Origin of the sequence: Pseudomonas sp. ICMP 460 (genome assembly GCF_002723595.1) — a bacterium.
Lineage (GTDB): Bacteria > Pseudomonadota > Gammaproteobacteria > Pseudomonadales > Pseudomonadaceae > Aquipseudomonas > Aquipseudomonas kitaguniensis.
Map to the genome: position 1 here is coordinate 37,727 of NZ_LKBR01000027.1, position 17,705 is coordinate 55,431.

Annotated in this window: 8 protein-coding genes and 1 pseudogene (1 of these 9 cut by a window edge); 1 reads left to right on the forward strand and 8 read right to left on the reverse strand. The window is 59.0% G+C overall.

Annotated elements, in window-relative coordinates; genetic code table 11:
* Positions 1-189: 189 nt before the first annotated feature.
* The 8 genes from AO240_RS18600 to AO240_RS18635 all read right to left on the reverse strand — a co-directional run bounded on the left by AO240_RS18600 (position 190) and on the right by AO240_RS18635 (position 9,988).
* On the reverse strand, positions 190-1,110 hold the full coding sequence (locus AO240_RS18600) for a LysR family transcriptional regulator (RefSeq protein ID WP_099238178.1): 921 nt from the start codon (positions 1,108-1,110) through the stop codon (positions 190-192).
* 58 nt (positions 1,111-1,168) lie between these two features.
* A complete protein-coding gene (locus AO240_RS18605; protein WP_099238180.1) occupies positions 1,169-2,017 on the reverse strand; it encodes an ABC transporter permease in 849 nt (282 codons plus the stop codon).
* Positions 2,018-2,028: 11 nt separating this feature from the next.
* On the reverse strand, positions 2,029-2,880 hold the full coding sequence (locus AO240_RS18610; RefSeq protein WP_099238182.1) for an ABC transporter ATP-binding protein: 852 nt from the start codon (positions 2,878-2,880) through the stop codon (positions 2,029-2,031).
* A gap of 1 nt (position 2,881) precedes the next feature.
* On the reverse strand, positions 2,882-3,907 hold the full coding sequence (locus tag AO240_RS18615; RefSeq protein WP_099238184.1) for an ABC transporter substrate-binding protein: 1,026 nt from the start codon (positions 3,905-3,907) through the stop codon (positions 2,882-2,884).
* Between the two features lie 14 nt (positions 3,908-3,921).
* Positions 3,922-4,815: a TauD/TfdA family dioxygenase gene (locus tag AO240_RS18620; RefSeq protein WP_099238186.1), complete on the reverse strand. Its 894-nt coding sequence runs from the start codon at positions 4,813-4,815 to the stop codon at positions 3,922-3,924.
* A 248-nt stretch (positions 4,816-5,063) separates the two neighbouring features.
* Positions 5,064-6,428: an HlyD family type I secretion periplasmic adaptor subunit gene (locus AO240_RS18625; RefSeq protein WP_058412996.1), complete on the reverse strand. Its 1,365-nt coding sequence runs from the start codon at positions 6,426-6,428 to the stop codon at positions 5,064-5,066.
* A complete protein-coding gene (locus tag AO240_RS18630) occupies positions 6,418-8,574 on the reverse strand; it encodes a type I secretion system permease/ATPase (protein WP_099238188.1) in 2,157 nt (718 codons plus the stop codon). Before AO240_RS18630 ends, AO240_RS18625 begins: the two co-directional genes overlap by 11 nt.
* Positions 8,575-8,620: 46 nt before the next feature.
* Complete coding sequence (locus tag AO240_RS18635) at positions 8,621-9,988, reverse strand: TolC family outer membrane protein (protein ID WP_099238190.1); 1,368 nt, start codon at positions 9,986-9,988, stop codon at positions 8,621-8,623.
* A gap of 336 nt (positions 9,989-10,324) precedes the next feature.
* Here AO240_RS18635 and AO240_RS29380 point away from each other — a divergent pair.
* Positions 10,325-17,705 (forward strand): annotated as a pseudogene (locus tag AO240_RS29380) (retention module-containing protein); its annotated part runs 2,929 nt beyond the window's last position; the annotation flags it as partial.

Genomic DNA, 17,705 nt, shown 5'->3' on the forward strand with positions numbered 1-17,705 from the left:
CAATCCATATGGTCCGCAACACCGTCTGATCGTTCCCACGCTCTGCGTGGTAATGCCGCCTGGGACGCTCTGCGTCACGCGCTCAAGGCCTGCGCAAGGTGACGCGGAGCGTCACGGGATGCATTCCCACGCGGAGCGTGGGAACGATCACCGGAGCGTGGGAACGATCACCGCGGAGCGTGAGGACGATCAGGTGGGTTGGGCTTGCAGCCAAGTGGCGTGGCAACTCTCGCGCAGGGTTTCGCGCAGCCATTTGTGGGCCGGGTCTTTGTCGAAGCGCGGGTGCCACGATTGAGCGAGCACCAGCGTGGGCAAGGAGATGGGCAGCGGGAATGCGCGCAACGGCAACTTCAGGCGCTTGGCGCTGTAGAGCGCCTCTTTGGGCACCGGCAGGATCAGGTCGGAGTCGGGCAGCATGAACATCGCGCCGTGGAAACCCGGGGCGATCATTGCCACGCGGCGCTCCAGGCCTTGGGCATTCAATGCGGTGTCGATCGGCCCGCGGGCGATGCCGCGCCGCGAGATGCTGATGTGCGAGTAGCTGGCAAACCGCGCGGCGGTAATCTCTTGGTCAAACAACGGGTGATCTTCCCGCGCAAGGCCGACGAAGGTGGTGGAGAACAGGTTCTGCACCTTGACTTCGGGGCTGACGGGCATGGTGTTGCTCACGCGCAGGTCGAGCCGCCCTTCGCGCAGTGCTTCATCGTCGGTGTCACCTTCGGGCACGAAACACAGCTCGCACAACGGCGCCATGCGCTCCATGGTGTCGAACAAACGACCGCCATACACGCCGATAAAAAAGTCGTTGGCGCGCACACTGAAACGGCGGCGCAGCGTGCTCAGGTCGACTTGGTCGGCCGAGCGAAACAGCAACGCCGCCTGCTCCACGACGTTGCGCACCTGGCCCTGCAACTCCAGGGCCTTGGGCGTCGGCACCAAACCGCGACCGGCGCGCACCAGGATCGGGTCACCGACCGCCTCGCGAATACGCGTGAGGGTGCGGCTCATGGCGGCCGGGCTGAGGTTCATGCGCCGCGCCGCGCCGACCACGCTGCCCTCGTCGAGCAAGGCGTCGAGGGCGACCAGCAGGTTCATGTCCGGTAGTTGCATGCCAAGCACTCGTGATCAGTCGGGAGTGAACTGGGCGCAATCGTAGCAGCAATCGTGTTTAGCGCTGCATGCCCCAGCGTTTCACCGTAAGCCGCTCAAAGGTGTCGAACACCAGGTTCTCGACCAGCAAGCCAATCAGAATCACCACGGCCAAACCTGCAAACACCTTGTCGGTGTACAGCTCGTTGCGATTCTGGAAGATGTACCAGCCCAACCCGCCCTTGCCGCTGGTGGCGCCGAACACCAGCTCTGCCGCGATCAACGTGCGCCAGGCAAAGGCCCAGCCGATTTTGAGGCCGGCCAGGATCGACGGCAGCGCTGCCGGGATCAGAATGAACAGCACAAAACGCATGCCTTTGAGGCCGTAGTTGCGCCCGGCCATGCGCAGGGTTTCGGACACGCCGAGAAACCCCGAATACGTGTTCAGCGCCAAGGCCCACAACACCGAATGCACCAACACAAATATCAGGCTGTTTTGCCCAAGACCAAACCACAACAGCGCCAGCGGCAGCAGCGCAATGGCTGGCAGCGGGTTAAACATGGAGGTCAGTGTGCTGAGCAAGTCGCGGCCCAACTGCGTGGACACCGCCAGCGTGGTCAGGGCGAACGCCAGCACGATGCCGATCAGGTAGCCCTTGATCAGCACCACCAGCGAGATGCTGACTTTATCCAGCAGTTCGCCACTGAGCAGGCCGTCGTAGAGCGCCGCTGAGGTTTGCAAAAAGCTCGGCAGCAGCAAGTCGTTATTCTGGTAACGCGCCACCGCTTCCCAGAGGATCGCCAGCACGATGAGGATCAGGCCCTTGCGCAGCCAGCCTTGTTGCCATAGGCGTTGACGCAGCGGTAGCTCGCGTTCCACAGGCACGCTGAGCAGCGGTTCGAGGGTAATTTCGTATTCCTGGCGCATGGGCGGCCCCTTCAATAAGCGATGCGGATGTCGGCGAAACCCAACTCACGTTCGGCCTCGGGCGCTTCATCGAACAGCAGGCGATGAATACGCCGCGCCGACGCCTGGAATTCCACACCGCCGAGGCTGTGCAGGTCGTATTGATGGCTGTGAATTTCGGCGCGCACCCGCCCCGGATGCGGTGACAGCAACAGGATGCGATTGCCCACCACCAACGCCTCTTCGATGGAGTGAGTGACGAACAACAGGGTGAAGCGCACCTCCTCCCAGAGCAGCAGCAGCTCTTCCTGCATCTTGCGTCGAGTCAGGGCGTCGAGCGCGGCGAAAGGCTCATCCATCAGCAAAATTTTTGGCTGCATGGCTAAGGCGCGCGCGATCGCCACCCGCGCTTTCATGCCGCCGGAAAGGGTGTGCGGGTAAGCGTCGGCAAAGGCGCTGAGGCCAACTTTATCGAGGTAGTGCAGCGCGCGTTCTTCTGCTTCGGCGCGCTTCAATGTTTTTGATGCGAGCAGCGGGAACATCACGTTTTGCTTGACGGTTTTCCACGGCGGCAGTTGGTCGAATTCCTGGAACACCACAATGCGGTCCGGGCCGGGCTGCTCAACTTTTTGCCCGAGCAAGCGGATCTCGCCTTCGCAGGGTTTGATAAACCCGGCGATGGACTTGAGCAAGGTGGATTTACCACAACCCGAAGGGCCAAGCAGCACGTAGCGGTCGGCCGGGTCGATCTCGAAACTCACCTGGTGGGTGGCGCGCACCACACGCTCCGGCGTGCGGTATTCCAGGCTGACGTGGTCCACCGCCAGCAACGGCTCGGTGGTGTGCAGGTTGCTGGCCGTGTGGCCTTGCAAGGGCGCGTTCATCTCAACTTCCTTGCAGGGGCTTGGCGTCCTGGAAGAAGTAGTCCTTCCACGATTCAGGCTTGTTTTTGATGGCGCCGACGCGGTACAGAAATTCCGCCAGCGGGTAGGTGTTTTTCGGCGTCACGCTGAATTCGAACTCGGGGTTTTCGATGATTTTCAGCAGCGCGGCCCGGTCGATCTTGGCCTTGGTCACACGGATGTAGGTGTCGGCGGCCGCGCCTTTGTCGTTCTGCGCGAACTGCGCGGCTTCGGTCAATGCTTCGACAAAGGCCTTGTAGGTTTTCGGGTTGTCGTTGCGAAACTTCTCGGTGGCAAACAGCACGGTCGGTGAGTTCGGGCCGAGAATGTCGTACGAGTTAAGCACCACGTGCACGTTGGGGTTGGTCAGCGCCTGCTCCTGAAACGGCGGGTTGGAAAAATGCCCGCTCAGTTCGGTACCGCCAGCGATCAACGCCGCAGTGGCGTCAGGGTGTGGGACGGCCACGGTGTATTTATCGAGGCGATTGAATGCCTTGTCACCCCACTGCTTGGCAGCGGCGTACTGCAAGAAGCGCGACTGCACTGACACGCCCACCGCCGGCACCGCGATGCGGTCTTTCTCGGTGAAGTCGGCGATGGTCTTGACGTTCGGGTTGTTGCTCACCAGGTAGTACGGGAAGTTGCCCAAAGACGCTACGGCCTTGACGTTCTGCCGGCCGTGGGTGCGATCCCAGATGGTCAGCAGCGGGCCGACGCCGGCACCGGCAATGTCGATGGAACCGGACAGCAGCGCGTCGTTGACCGCTGCGCCGCCGGAAAGCTGGGTCCAGTCGACCTTGATGTCGAGGCCTTCCTGCTTGCCGTATTTCTCGATCAGGTGCTGGTCACGCACCACGTTGAGCAACAGGTAAACGATGCCGAACTGCTCGGCGATGCGAATCTCGCCTTCGGCCTGCGCGGCGGCCGGTGCGACCAGGCTGCCGGCCAGCAGGCTGACACCCAGGCCGATGGTCGCAGCCATGCGTGCAAATGCAATGTGTTTGGACATGCTCGTGCTCCGAATCAGAAAGGCGCGTCGCCCTGGATGGTGGTGCGAAACAGCTTGCGGCGCAGGTGGCTCGGGCAACCGGCAGCCAGGTGGATCAGCGAGCGGTTGTCCCAGAACACCAAATCGTGGGGCTGCCACGTGTGGCGGTAGATGTTGTGCGGCAGTACGCTGTGGGCGTAGAGCTGGGCCAGCAGGTCGCGGCTTTCGTCGTCCGGCAGGCCAACAATGCGGGTGGTGAAACCTTCACTGACGAACAGCGCCTTGCGGCCGTTTTCCGGGTGGGTGCGCACAATGGGGTGCACCACTTCGGCGACTTGGGCGAGTTGCTCGGGCGTCAGCGTCGGGCGCCAGTTGCCTTCGAATTTGGTTTCGCTGTAGCGCGCCGTGTAGGAATGCGCAGCGCTGCGACCTTCTACGGCCTTGCGCAGGTGTTCGGGCAGTTGGTCCCAGGCTTTGTGCATGTCGGCGAACAAGGTATCGCCGCCCTCGGCGGGCAATTCCTGCGCGTGCAGCATCGAACCCAGGCTTGGCAGCTCTTTATAGGACAGGTCTGAGTGCCAGAATTTGCCCGCGTCACCCAAGCCGATGGATTGGCCGTTTTCGATGATGTTGGAGACGATCAGGATTTCCGGGTGGTTGGCCAACAGGAACTGTTTGAGCACGTGAATTTGCAACACACCGAAGCGGCGGCTGAAGGCGATCTGTTGTTCGGGGGTGATGCGCTGGTCACGGAACACCACGACGTGGTGGTCGAGGTGCGCGCGGTGAATGCGCGCAAAATCCTCGTCGTTGACCGGGCGGGTCAGATCCAGGCCGATAATCTCTGCGCCGACGCTGCCGGGGAATGGACGAATTTCAAATGTTTGGGCGGTGGGGGTCGCTGTTGGAACAGTAGAGGTGGCGGACATGAGGTCACTCCCGGTCGGACAGGGGAGTGACTTTATAGATATAAGAACGCGCGATTAAATACCGTTAGTGCATATCGATATGCATTAGGGCTGGGGTTTGTGGTCGGGCTGATGGCCTCATCGGGAGCAAGCCCCCTCCCACATTTTGATGTGTGGACACATTTAAAATGTGGGCTCGCTCTACACAAGCATGCAATTGAGTGTGGGAGGGGGCTTGCTCCCGATGAGCGCCTTGCAGGCACTACAAATCACCGCTCGTGCAACGCCTCGGCCCGCGCCTTGATGATCGGCTTGAGCAGGTAACTCAGGATGCTTTTCTTGCCGGTGATGATGTCCACCGACGCGACCATGCCGGGAATAATCAACAACGGCTTCTCATCAGTGCCCAAGTGGCTGCGATCGGTGCGCAAGGTAATCATGTAATAGGTGGTTTTTTTGTCTTCATCGGTAATGGTGTCGGCACCGATGCGTTCCAGCTTGGCCTTCAGGCCGCCATAGATGGTGTAGTCATAGGCGGTGAATTTGACGATCGCTTCTTGCCCAGGGTGCAGAAAGGCGATGTCTTGCGGGCGGATCTTCGCTTCCACCAGCAAGGTGTCGTTGAGCGGCACGATTTCAACCATGTCGCTGCCCGGCTGGATCACGCCGCCGACGGTGTTGACCAGCAACTGCTTGATGATCCCGCGCACCGGCGAGGTCACCAGCGTTCGGCTGACGCGGTCTTCCAGCGCGCGGCCGGTGGATTCGGCCTTGTTCAGTTCAGTGCGGGCTTCGTTGAGCTGGGTCAGCGCCTCGCTGCGGAACTTGCCACGGGTTTCGTCAATCTTGCGCTGCACTTCCTTGATCGCCGATTCGGCGCGGGGAATCGCCAACGTGGTGGCGTCCAACTGCCCACGGGTTTCCATCTCGGCGCGCTTGAGGCGCAACACTTCCACCGGCGACACCGCACCCTGCGCCACCAACGGCTCGGACATGTCGATCTCTTGGCGCTGCAACGACAACTGGCTGCGGTACTGGCTTTGTTTGGAGGTGAACTCGCGCAGTTCCTGTTGGCGCTGCACCAGTTGCTCCTGCAAGCCGCCGACTTCGTCTTTCAATTGCTGGCGGCGGCTTTCGTACAACGAGCGCTCGCTGGCGGCCTGGCTCGGCGCGGCTTTGAGCACATCGGCGGGGATGTTCAGCGGGCGATCATCCACCTGCGCGCTCAAGCGCTCGACGCGCAGTTGCATGGACAAGCGCAAGGCTTCGGTCTCGCCGGCGTTGGAAACAAAACGCGTGTCGTCGAGGCGAATCAACGGCGCGCCGGCTTCTACGATCTGGCCTTCCTTAACGTACAACTCGGAGACGATACCGCCTTCCAGGTTCTGGATTTTCTGCAGCTTGGAAGAAGGAATCGCCTTGCCATCGCCACGGGTGACTTCGTCGATGCTGGAAAAACCGGCCCACGTCACCAGGAACAGAAAAAACGCGATGATCGCCCAGATGGTCAGCCGAATAACGCGCGGCGCATCTTCGATCAGCGCTTTGTTGACCTCGGGCAAGGGCTGGCCCTGCAGCGAGTCGGAGCCTTTGAAGTAGCGCCCGACCGCGCCCTTGATGGAATTAAGCAACACTGATCTGCCCCTTTTTCAACGCTTCCATAACCACGGCTTTCGGGCCGTCGGCGATGATCTGCCCACGGTCGACCACCAGCAGGCGGTCGACCAGCGAGAGCAGCGAGGCGCGGTGCGTGACCAGCACCACCGTCTTGTTTTGCACCACCGATTGCAGGCGTTGTTTCAAGCGTTCTTCACCGGTGTTGTCCATGGCGCTGGTGGGTTCGTCCAGCAGCAGGATGGGCGGGTTGAGCAGCAGTGCGCGCGCCAGAGCAACGTTTTGACGCTGGCCGCCGGACAGGTTCTGCCCACGCTCGCCGACTTGCAGCTCATAGCCTTGCGGGTGCAGGCGCGCGAACTCGTGCACGCCAGCCAGTTCTGCGGCCTGCAAGACCATTTCGTCCTCGACATAGCGTGCGCCGGACACCAGGTTGTCGCGCAGCGTGCCTGCGAGCAATTGGATGTCTTGGGCGACATAGCCGATGTTGTGGCGCAGTTCGCTGACGTCGATTTGGCGCACGTCCACGCCGTCCACCAGCAAGGCGCCGGAGTCCGGCTGATACAGGCCGACGATGAGTTTGGCGAGGGAGCTTTTACCCGAGCCGCTGCGGCCAATGATGCCGATTTTTTCGCCCGGCTTGATCACCAGATTGACGTTTTTCAGCGCGGCATTCTGTTGGTTCGGGTAGGTGAAGTTCAGGCCCCGGCACTCGATGGCACCTTGCAAGGTGCGGCGGCTCATCGGGCGCTCTTCAAAATTGCGCTCTTGCGGCAGCTCCATCATCTGGTCCACCGAGGCCATGGTGACCTTGGCTTGCTGGTAACGCGTGAGCAGGCCTGACAGCGAGGCCAACGGGCTCAACGCGCGGCCACTGAGCATGTAGCAGGCAATCAGGCCGCCCATGCTGAGGTTGCCGTCGATGATCTGGTACACGCCGAAGACAATCATGATCACGCCGGCCAATTGCTGGATCAGCAGGGTCATGTTCATCGACAAGCCCGACAGCAACTTAACCCGCAGTTCAAGCCGGCTGAGGGTGCCGATGGTCTGTTCCCAGCCGTACTGGCGCTCGCTTTCGGCGTTGTTGACTTTGACCGCGTCCAACCCGGCGAGGGTTTCGATCAGGCTCGACTGGCGCTCGGCCGCCAGCGACATGGTCCGTTCCATGGTCGCCACCAGCGGTTTTTGCAACGCATAACCAATGCCCAAGGCGATTGGAAACGCGAGTACCGGGATCCACACCAGATGCCCGCCGAGCATGGCGATGACCAGAAAAATCAGCAGGGTAAACGGCAGGTCGATCAGGCTGGTGAGGGTCAGCGACGCGAGGAAATCGCGCAGGCTTTGAAATTCATGGATGTTCTGCGCGAAGCTGCCGACCCGCGCCGGGCGGTACTTCATCGACATGCCGACAATGCGCTCGAACAGCGTGGCCGAAATGATCAGGTCGGTTTTTTTACCGGCCAGGTCCAGGCACAAGCTGCGCAGGCTTTTAAGAATCAGGTCGAACAGGTACGCGCCACAGATGCCCACAGCCAGCACCCACAAGGTGGCCGTGGCCTGGTTCGGCACCACGCGGTCATACACGTTCATCACAAACAGCGGCGCGGCCATGGCGATGATGTTGATCAAAAAACTCGCGGCGATGGCGTCGGTGTAAAGCCAGCGCGAGCGCTTGAGCGTGTCACGAAACCACGAACGCGCCCGAGGAATCAGGGTGCCGTGGTTAACGTCGAATTTGTGCTGCGGCTGGGCGAAGAAGACCTTGCCGATGTAGTCGTCGGCCAACAGCTCACGCTTGATCAGCACCTCACCGCCGTCGCTTTCACTCAGCAGGATGCGCGCGTGGTCCTCGCCCTGCCACCCCACCAGCACGGTGCTGCGGCCGTCTTTGAGCAGCAACAGTGCCGGCAGTGCAATCACCGGAATCTGTTCCAGTTTGCGTTGCAGCACCCGGCCTTGCAGCCCGGCCCGTGCAGCGGCGCGTGACAGCAAGTCGGCACTCAGGCGTTGCGCCGGCAGCGGCAGGCCGGTGGTGAGCATGGCCGCGCTGGCAGGCTTTTGATGCAGTGCGCAGAGCGCCAACAGCCCGTCGAGTAACGGGTCGTCATGCAGCGTGCGTGGATCATGACTGAGATGAACTCGACTGACTTCGGATTCCACGCGGTGCACTCTCGACTAGCAGATGGGGCTATCTATAGGGGGTGACTCAATTCATCCCGGGCAGTTGGACTTTAGGCTTCACGTCGTTCTGCACCACGGAGGCCATGGGTGCGACTACGCCTTGGCTTTTGAGCAATTCGCCCATGGTCGCCTTGATTCGATATTGAGTAAATAACTGAATGTTCTTGATCTCTTCCAGGCGACGAGAAGCGGTGAACAATTCGTTCTCGCTGTCGAGCAAATCCAGCAGGGTACGTTGGCCCAGGCCGAACTGTTGCTGGTAAGAGGTGCGCACCCGGGTGCTGTGGTCCACGTATTGCTGGGCCACCGGCAACTGCGCGTTGGCGTTGTTCAAGGCGTTCCAGGCCAGGCCCAGTTCTTCATTGAGTTGGCGCAAGGCATTGTTGCGAATGTCCAGGGCCTGGCTGGCCTGGTACGACTTCGATTGCAGGTCAGCCTTGTTGCTGCCACCGGCGAACAGGTTGAAGCGCATGCGCACCATGGCTTCCCAACCGTTGCTGTGGCTGGCCTCACCCGAGACGTTGTTGTCGGCATTGGTGCCAAGCTCGGCGTCAAAGCGCGGGTAGAACGTCGACTTGGCGGCTTCGTACTGGCTTTCGGCGGCGGAAATATCCGACTCGGCCGAGCGCAATACCGGGCTGTTATCGAGCATCTGACGACGCGCTTCGTTGAAGTCCGCCGGCAGCATGGCCATGAACGGTGCCGGGCGCTCGAGCTCGTCGGGCATCTGGCCGACGGCGCTGAGGTAGTTGACCTGGGAGTCGGCCAGGTTGGTCTGCTCGGTGATCAGGTTGTTGCGAGCCTGGGCCAGACGCGCTTCGGCCTGGTCCTGGTCGGCACCGTTGCCGACACCGCGCTGGGTGCGCAACTTGATTTGGTCGTAGATGCGTTCGTGGTTGCGCAGGTTTTCTTCAGCCAGGCGCACGAACTCGCGACGCGCCAACACATCCAGGTAAACCTGAGCGACGGTCAATGCGGTGCGCTCGGACGTGCCGAGCAAGGAGTAAGCACGCGAGTTGACGTTGGCTTGTTGGCGCCCGACTTCGCTTGAGGTGGCGAAGCCGTCAAAGATCATTTGTTGCAGGCGCAGGCTGGATTCGCCGCGGTTGAGCGTATCCCATTGGTCGCGGTTTGCACCGTTTGCAACGTTGGCGGCGCGGGTGGTGGAGTTGTTGGTGCCTTCGCGGCCATAACCGGCGTTCAAGTCCACCCGCGGCAGGTAGCCGCCTTGCGCCGCACGCAGTTGGTAATCGGCGGCGATGCGGCTGTTCACACCGGCTTGAATTTCCGGATGCACATCCAGCGCCTGCTGCATCGCCTGGGGCAATGTTTGGGCGTGTACGAAACCGGCGGCGAGAACGAACGGTATTGCCATAAGCAGGTGCAAACGCATCTAAAAAATCCCCAGGACTTCTTGTTTCAACTCACAGCAATTCACGTCGCTGCGCCGGAAAATGGTTAGCGTAATGACCGTACGTCGGATAGTTCAAAAGAGGAACTGCTTCGCATATGTAGGACGGTTCGCCGCGTAAATATCAATGTGACATTACGGGGGCGATTGTTTAGGATGGCGACCGCAAGGTCAATAGTTTGGCATAAACTAGATAACTAAAAGTTCTAGCCAATTATTTGACGTCATTATTTTATTAGACTACGCCCCTCCGACTTGGCGCTCTATGTGTGAGCCGCCATACGGAAATCATCAAAATGCATCGCCGGAGAAATCTTAATGAGCAGTGTTGTTGCCATCGTCAAAAGCATTGTTGGTCAAGTTTTCGTTATTTCTCCGGAAGGCGCGCGGCGCGTCCTCATTGAAGGCGATCGCCTGTTCGCGGGCGACCAAGTCGATACCGGCCTGTCCGGCTCAGTGACCCTGGAACTGGCCGACGGCCGCACGCTGGACCTGGGCCGAGATACCCAGTGGAGCGCCGACACGCCTGACTCCAGCCTCGACCTGGCGGCTGCCACCGAGCAGGCCGCGCCGTCGGTTGCCGAACTGCAGCAAGCCATCGCCGCCGGTGCCGACCCGACCACCGACCTGGAAGCCACGGCCGCAGGCCCAGCCGCTGCCGGTAATGGCGCAGCGGGCGGTGGCCATAGCTTCGTCGTGCTGGACGCAACCGCCGGCAGCGTCGACCCGACTATCGGCTTCCCGACCGCCCCAATCGGCCAGGCCAACACGACGCAGACTCAGCTCGCCGGCGCCCAGGCCACCACCGGCACGGGCAACCAAGCCTTGCAGGCCTCGACCCTGAGCCTGAGCGCGACCCCGACCATCACCGAAGCAGGCGGCGTACTGACCTACACCGCCACCGTGACACAGGCGTCGACAAGCGACCTCAACATCACCCTCTCCAACGGCGCGGTGATCACCATCACCGCCGGCCAAACCACCGGCACCGTCAACGTGCCGCTGGCTGCGAATGACAGCCCGTACATTGATGCCAGCCAGATCAGCGTCACCGTGACCGGTACAACCGGTGGCAACAATCTTGCGCTGACCACCGACACTACCCCGGCCGTTACCCAGGTTACCGATACGATCGACACCACCACCGTTACGCTGACGGCCGGGCAAACTGTGACCGAAGGCGGTCAGATTACTTACACCGCGACCTTGACCAATCCTGCGCAAACGCCCGTGACTGTCACCTTGAGCGATGGCTCGGTGATTACCATCAAGGCTGGGGAGTCGGTGGGTACGGTGGTCGTGGATACACCGGCTAACGATGTTTACGCTAATGGCTCGACGGTCAGCACGACTATTACGGGTGTGACTGGCGGCAATTTTGAAAATCTGGTGCCTGATCCAGCGCCTGCTGTAACCACCATTGCCGACTCGATCGATACCACTACCGTTACGTTGACGGCTGGCCAGACCGTTACTGAAGGCGGGCAGATTAGTTACACCGCGACCTTGACTAATCCAGCGCAGACGCCGGTGACTGTCACCCTGAGCAATGGCTCGGTGATCACTATCAAGGCGGGTGAGTCGGTTGGCACTGTTGCCGTGGATACTCCGGCTAACGATGTTTACGCTAATGGCTCGACTGTCAGTACTACGATTACCGGTGTGGCTGGCGGTAACTTTGAGAATCTGGTTCCGAATCCAACGCCTGCTATTACCACCATTGCTGATTCGATCGATACCACTACCGTCACGCTGACTGCGGGCCAGACCGTTACTGAAGGCGGGCAGATTACTTACACCGCTACGCTGACTAATCCTGCGCAAACGCCAGTGACAGTGACGCTTTCGAATGGTCAGACGATTGTTATTGAGGCAGGTAAATCCGTTGGTACTGTAGTTTTCGAAACTCCCGCCAATGATGTTTACGCCAATGGCTCGACGGTCAGCACTGCGATTACCGGTGTTACCGGCGGCAACTTTGAAAACCTGGTGCCTGATCCAGCGCCTGCTGTTACCACCATTGCTGATTCGATCGATACCACTACCGTTACGTTGACGGCTGGCCAGACCGTTACTGAAGGCGGGCAGATTACTTACACCGCTACGCTGACTAACCCAGCGCAAACGCCAGTGACTGTCACCTTGAGCGATGGCTCGGTCATTACCATCAAGGCTGGGGAGTCGGTTGGTACGGTGGTCGTGGATACCCCGGCCAACGATGTTTACGCCAATGGCTCGACGGTCAGCACGACTATTACCGGTGTGACTGGCGGCAACTTTGAGAATCTGGTTCCGAATCCAGCGCCTGCTGTAACCACCATTGCTGATTCGATCGATACCACTACCGTTACGTTGACGGCTGGCCAGACTGTGACCGAAGGCGGTCAGATTACTTATACCGCTACGCTGACTAACCCAGCGCAGACGCCAGTGACTGTGACCTTGAGCAACGGCTCGGTGATCACTATTAAGGCTGGTGAGTCGGTTGGCACTGTTGCCGTGGATACCCCGGCCAACGATGTTTACGCTAATGGCTCGACGGTCAGCACGACTATTACCGGTGTGACTGGCGGCAACTTTGAGAATCTGGTTCCGAATCCAACGCCTGCTGTAACCACCATTGCCGATTCGATCGATACCACTACCGTTACGTTGACGGCTGGCCAGACTGTGACCGAAGGCGGGCAGATTACTTATACCGCCACGCTGACTAACCCAGCGCAAACGCCAGTGACTGTCACCTTGAGCGATGGCTCGGTCATTACCATCAAGGCTGGGGAGTCGGTTGGTACGGTGGTCGTGGATACCCCGGCCAACGATGTTTACGCCAATGGCTCGACGGTCAGCACGACTATTACCGGTGTGACTGGCGGCAACTTTGAGAATCTGGTTCCGAATCCAGCGCCTGCTGTAACCACCATTGCTGATTCGATCGATACCACTACCGTTACGTTGACGGCTGGCCAGACTGTGACCGAAGGCGGTCAGATTACTTATACCGCTACGCTGACTAACCCAGCGCAGACGCCAGTGACTGTGACCTTGAGCAACGGCTCGGTGATCACTATTAAGGCGGGTGAGTCGGTTGGCACCGTGGCCGTCGATACTCCGGCCAACGACGTCTACAACAACGGTTCCACCGTTAGCACCACAATTACGAGCGCTACCGGCGGTAACTTCGAAAACCTGGTGCCGAACACTGCACCGGCTGTAACCACCATTGCCGATTCGATCGACACCACCACCGTCACACTGACCGCAAACAACTCGGTCACCGAAGGCGGTCAGATTACTTACACCGCTACGCTGACTAATCCTGCGCAAACGCCAGTGACAGTGACGCTTTCGAATGGTCAAACGATTGTTATTGAGGCAGGTAAATCCGTTGGTACTGTAGTTTTCGAAACTCCAGCTAACGACGTTTACGCCAATGGCTCGACGGTCAGCACTGCGATTACCGGTGTTACCGGCGGCAACTTTGAAAACCTGGTGCCTGATCCAGCGCCTGCTGTAACCACCATTGCTGATTCGATCGACACCACCACCGTCACATTGACCGCAAACAATTCGGTCACCGAAGGCGGTCAGATTACCTACACCGCTACTTTGACCAATCCTGCGCAGACGCCGGTAAACGTGACACTGAGCAATGGCTCGGGGATCACTATTAAGGCGGGTGAGTCGGTTGGCACCGTGGCCGTGGATACTCCGGCCAACGATGTTTACGCCAACGGTTCCACCGTCAGCACTACGATCACCAATGCCACCGGCGGTAACTTCGAAAATCTGGTGCCGAACACCGCACCTGCGATCACTACGATTGCTGACTCGATCGACACCACCACCGTCACGCTGACCGCAAACAACTCGGTCACCGAAGGCGGCAACATCACTTACACCGCTACGCTGACTAACCCAGCGCAAACGCCGGTCACCGTGACATTGAGCAACGGCCAAACCATCGTCATTGAAGCGGGCAAGTCCGCTGGTACTGTGGTTTTCGAAACTCCGGTCAACGACGTCTATAACAACGGCTCCACCGTTAGCACCACAATTACGAGCGCTACCGGCGGTAACTTCGAAAACCTCGTGCCGAACACTGCACCGGCGATCACTACGATTGCTGACTCGATCGACACCACCACCGTTACACTGACCGCAAACAATTCGGTCACCGAAGGCGGTCAGATTACCTACACCGCTACTTTGACCAATCCTGCGCAGACGCCGGTAAACGTCACCCTGAGTAATGGCTCGGTAATTACCATAAAGACCGGTGAGTCGGTTGGCACCGTGGCCGTGGATACTCCAGCCAACGATGTTTACAACAACGGTTCCACCGTTAGCATCACGATTACGAGTGCCACCGGCGGTAACTTTGAAAACTTGGTGCCGAACACTGCACCGGCAATAACCACCATCGCCGACTCGATCGACACCACCACCGTTACGCTGACCGCAAACAACTCGGTTACCGAAGGCGGTCAAATCACTTACACCGCTACGCTGACTAACCCAGCGCAGACGCCAGTAACCGTCACCTTGAGCAATGGCTCGGTGATTACTATCAAGGCGGGTGAGTCGGTTGGTACTGTGGCGGTGGATACCCCGGCCAACGATGTTTACAACAATGGCTCGACCGTCAGCACTACGATTACGAGTGCCACCGGCGGCAACTTCGAAAACCTGGTGCCGAACACCGCACCTGCGATCACTACGATTGCTGACTCGATCGACACCACCACCGTCACGCTGACCGCAAACAATTCGGTTACCGAAGGCGGTCAAATCACTTACACCGCTACCCTGACTAACCCAGCGCAGACGCCAGATCGATCGACACCACCACCGTCACGCTGACCGCAAACAATTCGGTTACCGAAGGCGGTCAAATCACTTACACCGCTACCCTGACTAACCCAGCGCAGACGCCAGTGACTGTCACCTTGAGCAACGGCTCGGTGATCACTATTAAGGCGGGTGAGTCGGTTGGCACTGTTGCCGTGGATACTCCAGCTAACGACGTTTACGCCAATGGCTCGAACCTTGAGCAACGGCTCGGTGATCACTATTAAGGCGGGTGAGTCGGTTGGCACTGTTGCCGTGGATACTCCAGCTAACGACGTTTACGCCAATGGCTCGACTGTCAGTACTACGATTACGAGTGCCACCGGCGGCAACTTCGAAAACCTGGTGCCGAACACTGCACCTGCAGTCACTACGATTGCTGATTCGATCGACACCACCACCGTCACGCTGACCGCAAACAATTCGGTTACCGAAGGCGGTCAAATCACTTACACCGCTACCCTGACTAACCCAGCGCAGACGCCAGTGACTGTCACCTTGAGCAACGGCTCGGTGATCACTATTAAGGCGGGTGAGTCGGTTGGCACTGTTGCCGTGGATACTCCAGCTAACGACGTTTACGCCAATGGCTCGATTGTCAGTACTACGATTACCGGTGTGGCTGGCGGTAACTTTGAAAACTTGGTGCCGAACACTGCGCCTGCAGTCACTACGATTGCTGATTCGATCGACACTACTACCGTCACGCTGACCGCAAATAATTCGGTCACCGAAGGCGGTCAAATCACCTACACCGCCACGCTGACTAACCCAGCGCAGACGCCAGTAACGGTCACCTTGAGCAATGGCTCGGTAATCAATATCAAAGCCGGTGAGTCGGTTGGCACTGTAGCCGTCGATACCCCGGCTAACGACGTTTACGCCAATGGCTCGACTGTCAGCACCACGATTACGTCGGCTACCGGCGGAAACTTTGAAAACCTGGTGCCGAACACTGCGCCTGCTGTAACCACCATTACCGACTCGATCGACACCACCACCGTTACTCTGACCGCAAACAATTCGGTCACCGAAGGCGGTCAGATCACTTACACCGCCACGCTGACTAATCCAGCGCAAACACCAGTAACGGTCACCTTGAGCAATGGCTCGGTGATCAATATTAAGGCGGGTGAGTCGGTTGGCACCGTGGCCGTGGATACTCCGGCCAACGATGTTTACGCCAACGGTTCCACCGTCAGCACTACGATTACCAACGCTACCGGCGGTAACTTCGAAAATCTGGTGCCGAACACTGCACCTGCAGTCACCACCATTACCGATTCGATCGACACCACTACCGTTACTCTGACCGCAAACAACTCGGTCACCGAAGGCGGTCAAATCACTTACACCGCCACGCTGACCAATCCAGCGCAGACGCCGGTAACTGTCACCTTGAGCAATGGCTCGGTAATCACTATCAAGGCCGGTGAGTCGGTTGGCACCGTGGCCGTGGATACTCCAGCTAACGACGTTTATGCCAATGGCTCGACCGTCAGCACTACGATCACCAACGCTACCGGCGGCAACTTCGAAAATCTGGTGCCGAACACTGCACCTGCAGTCACTACGATTGCTGACTCGATCGACCCTACCACCGTTACCCTGACCGCAAATAATTCGGTCACCGAAGGCGGTCAAATCACTTACACCGCCACGCTGACCAATCCAGCGCAGACACCAGTGACTGTCACCCTGAGCAATGGCTCGGTGATTACCATCAAGGCCGGTGAGTCGGTTGGTACTGTGGCCGTGGACACTCCGGCCAACGATGTTTACAACAACGGTTCTACCGTTAGCACCACGATCACCAACGCTACCGGCGGTAACTTCGAAAACTTGGTGCCGAACACTGCACCGGCTGTAACCACCATCGCCGACTCGATCGACACTACTACCGTGACGCTGACCGCAAACAATTCGGTCACCGAAGGCGGTCAAATCACTTACACCGCCACGCTGACTAATCCAGCGCAGACTCCAGTGACTGTCACCTTGAGCAATGGCTCGGTGATTACCATCAAAGCGGGTGAATCCGTTGGTACTGTAGCCGTCGATACACCAGCTAACGACGTTTACGCCAATGGCTCGACCGTCAGCACCACGATTACGTCGGCTACCGGCGGAAACTTTGAAAATCTGGTGCCTGATCCAGCGCCTGCTGTGACCACCATTGCTGATTCGGTCGATACCACTACCGTCACGTTGACGGCTGGCCAGACCGTGACCGAAGGCGGTCAGATTACTTATACCGCTACGCTGACTAATCCAGCGCAGACGCCGGTGACTGTCACCTTGAGCAATGGCTCGGTGATCACTATCAAGGCCGGTGAGTCGGTTGGTACTGTGGCTGTAGATACACCAGCTAACGACGTTTATGCCAATGGCTCGACCGTCAGCACTACGATCACCAACGCTACCGGCGGCAACTTCGAAAATCTGGTGCCGAATACTGCACCTGCAGTCACTACGATTGCCGATTCGATCGATACCACTACCGTTACGCTGACCGCAAACAACTCGGTCACCGAAGGCGGTCAGATCACTTACACCGCCACGCTGACCAATCCAGCGCAGACGCCGGTAACTGTCACCTTGAGCAATGGCTCGGTGATCAATATTAAGGCGGGTGAGTCGGTTGGCACCGTGGCCGTGGATACTCCGGCCAACGATGTTTAACCTTGAGCAATGGCTCGGTGATCAATATTAAGGCGGGTGAGTCGGTTGGCACCGTGGCCGTGGATACTCCGGCCAACGATGTTTATGCCAATGGCTCGACCGTCAGCACTACGATCACCAACGCTACCGGCGGCAACTTCGAAAATCTGGTGCCGAACACTGCACCTGC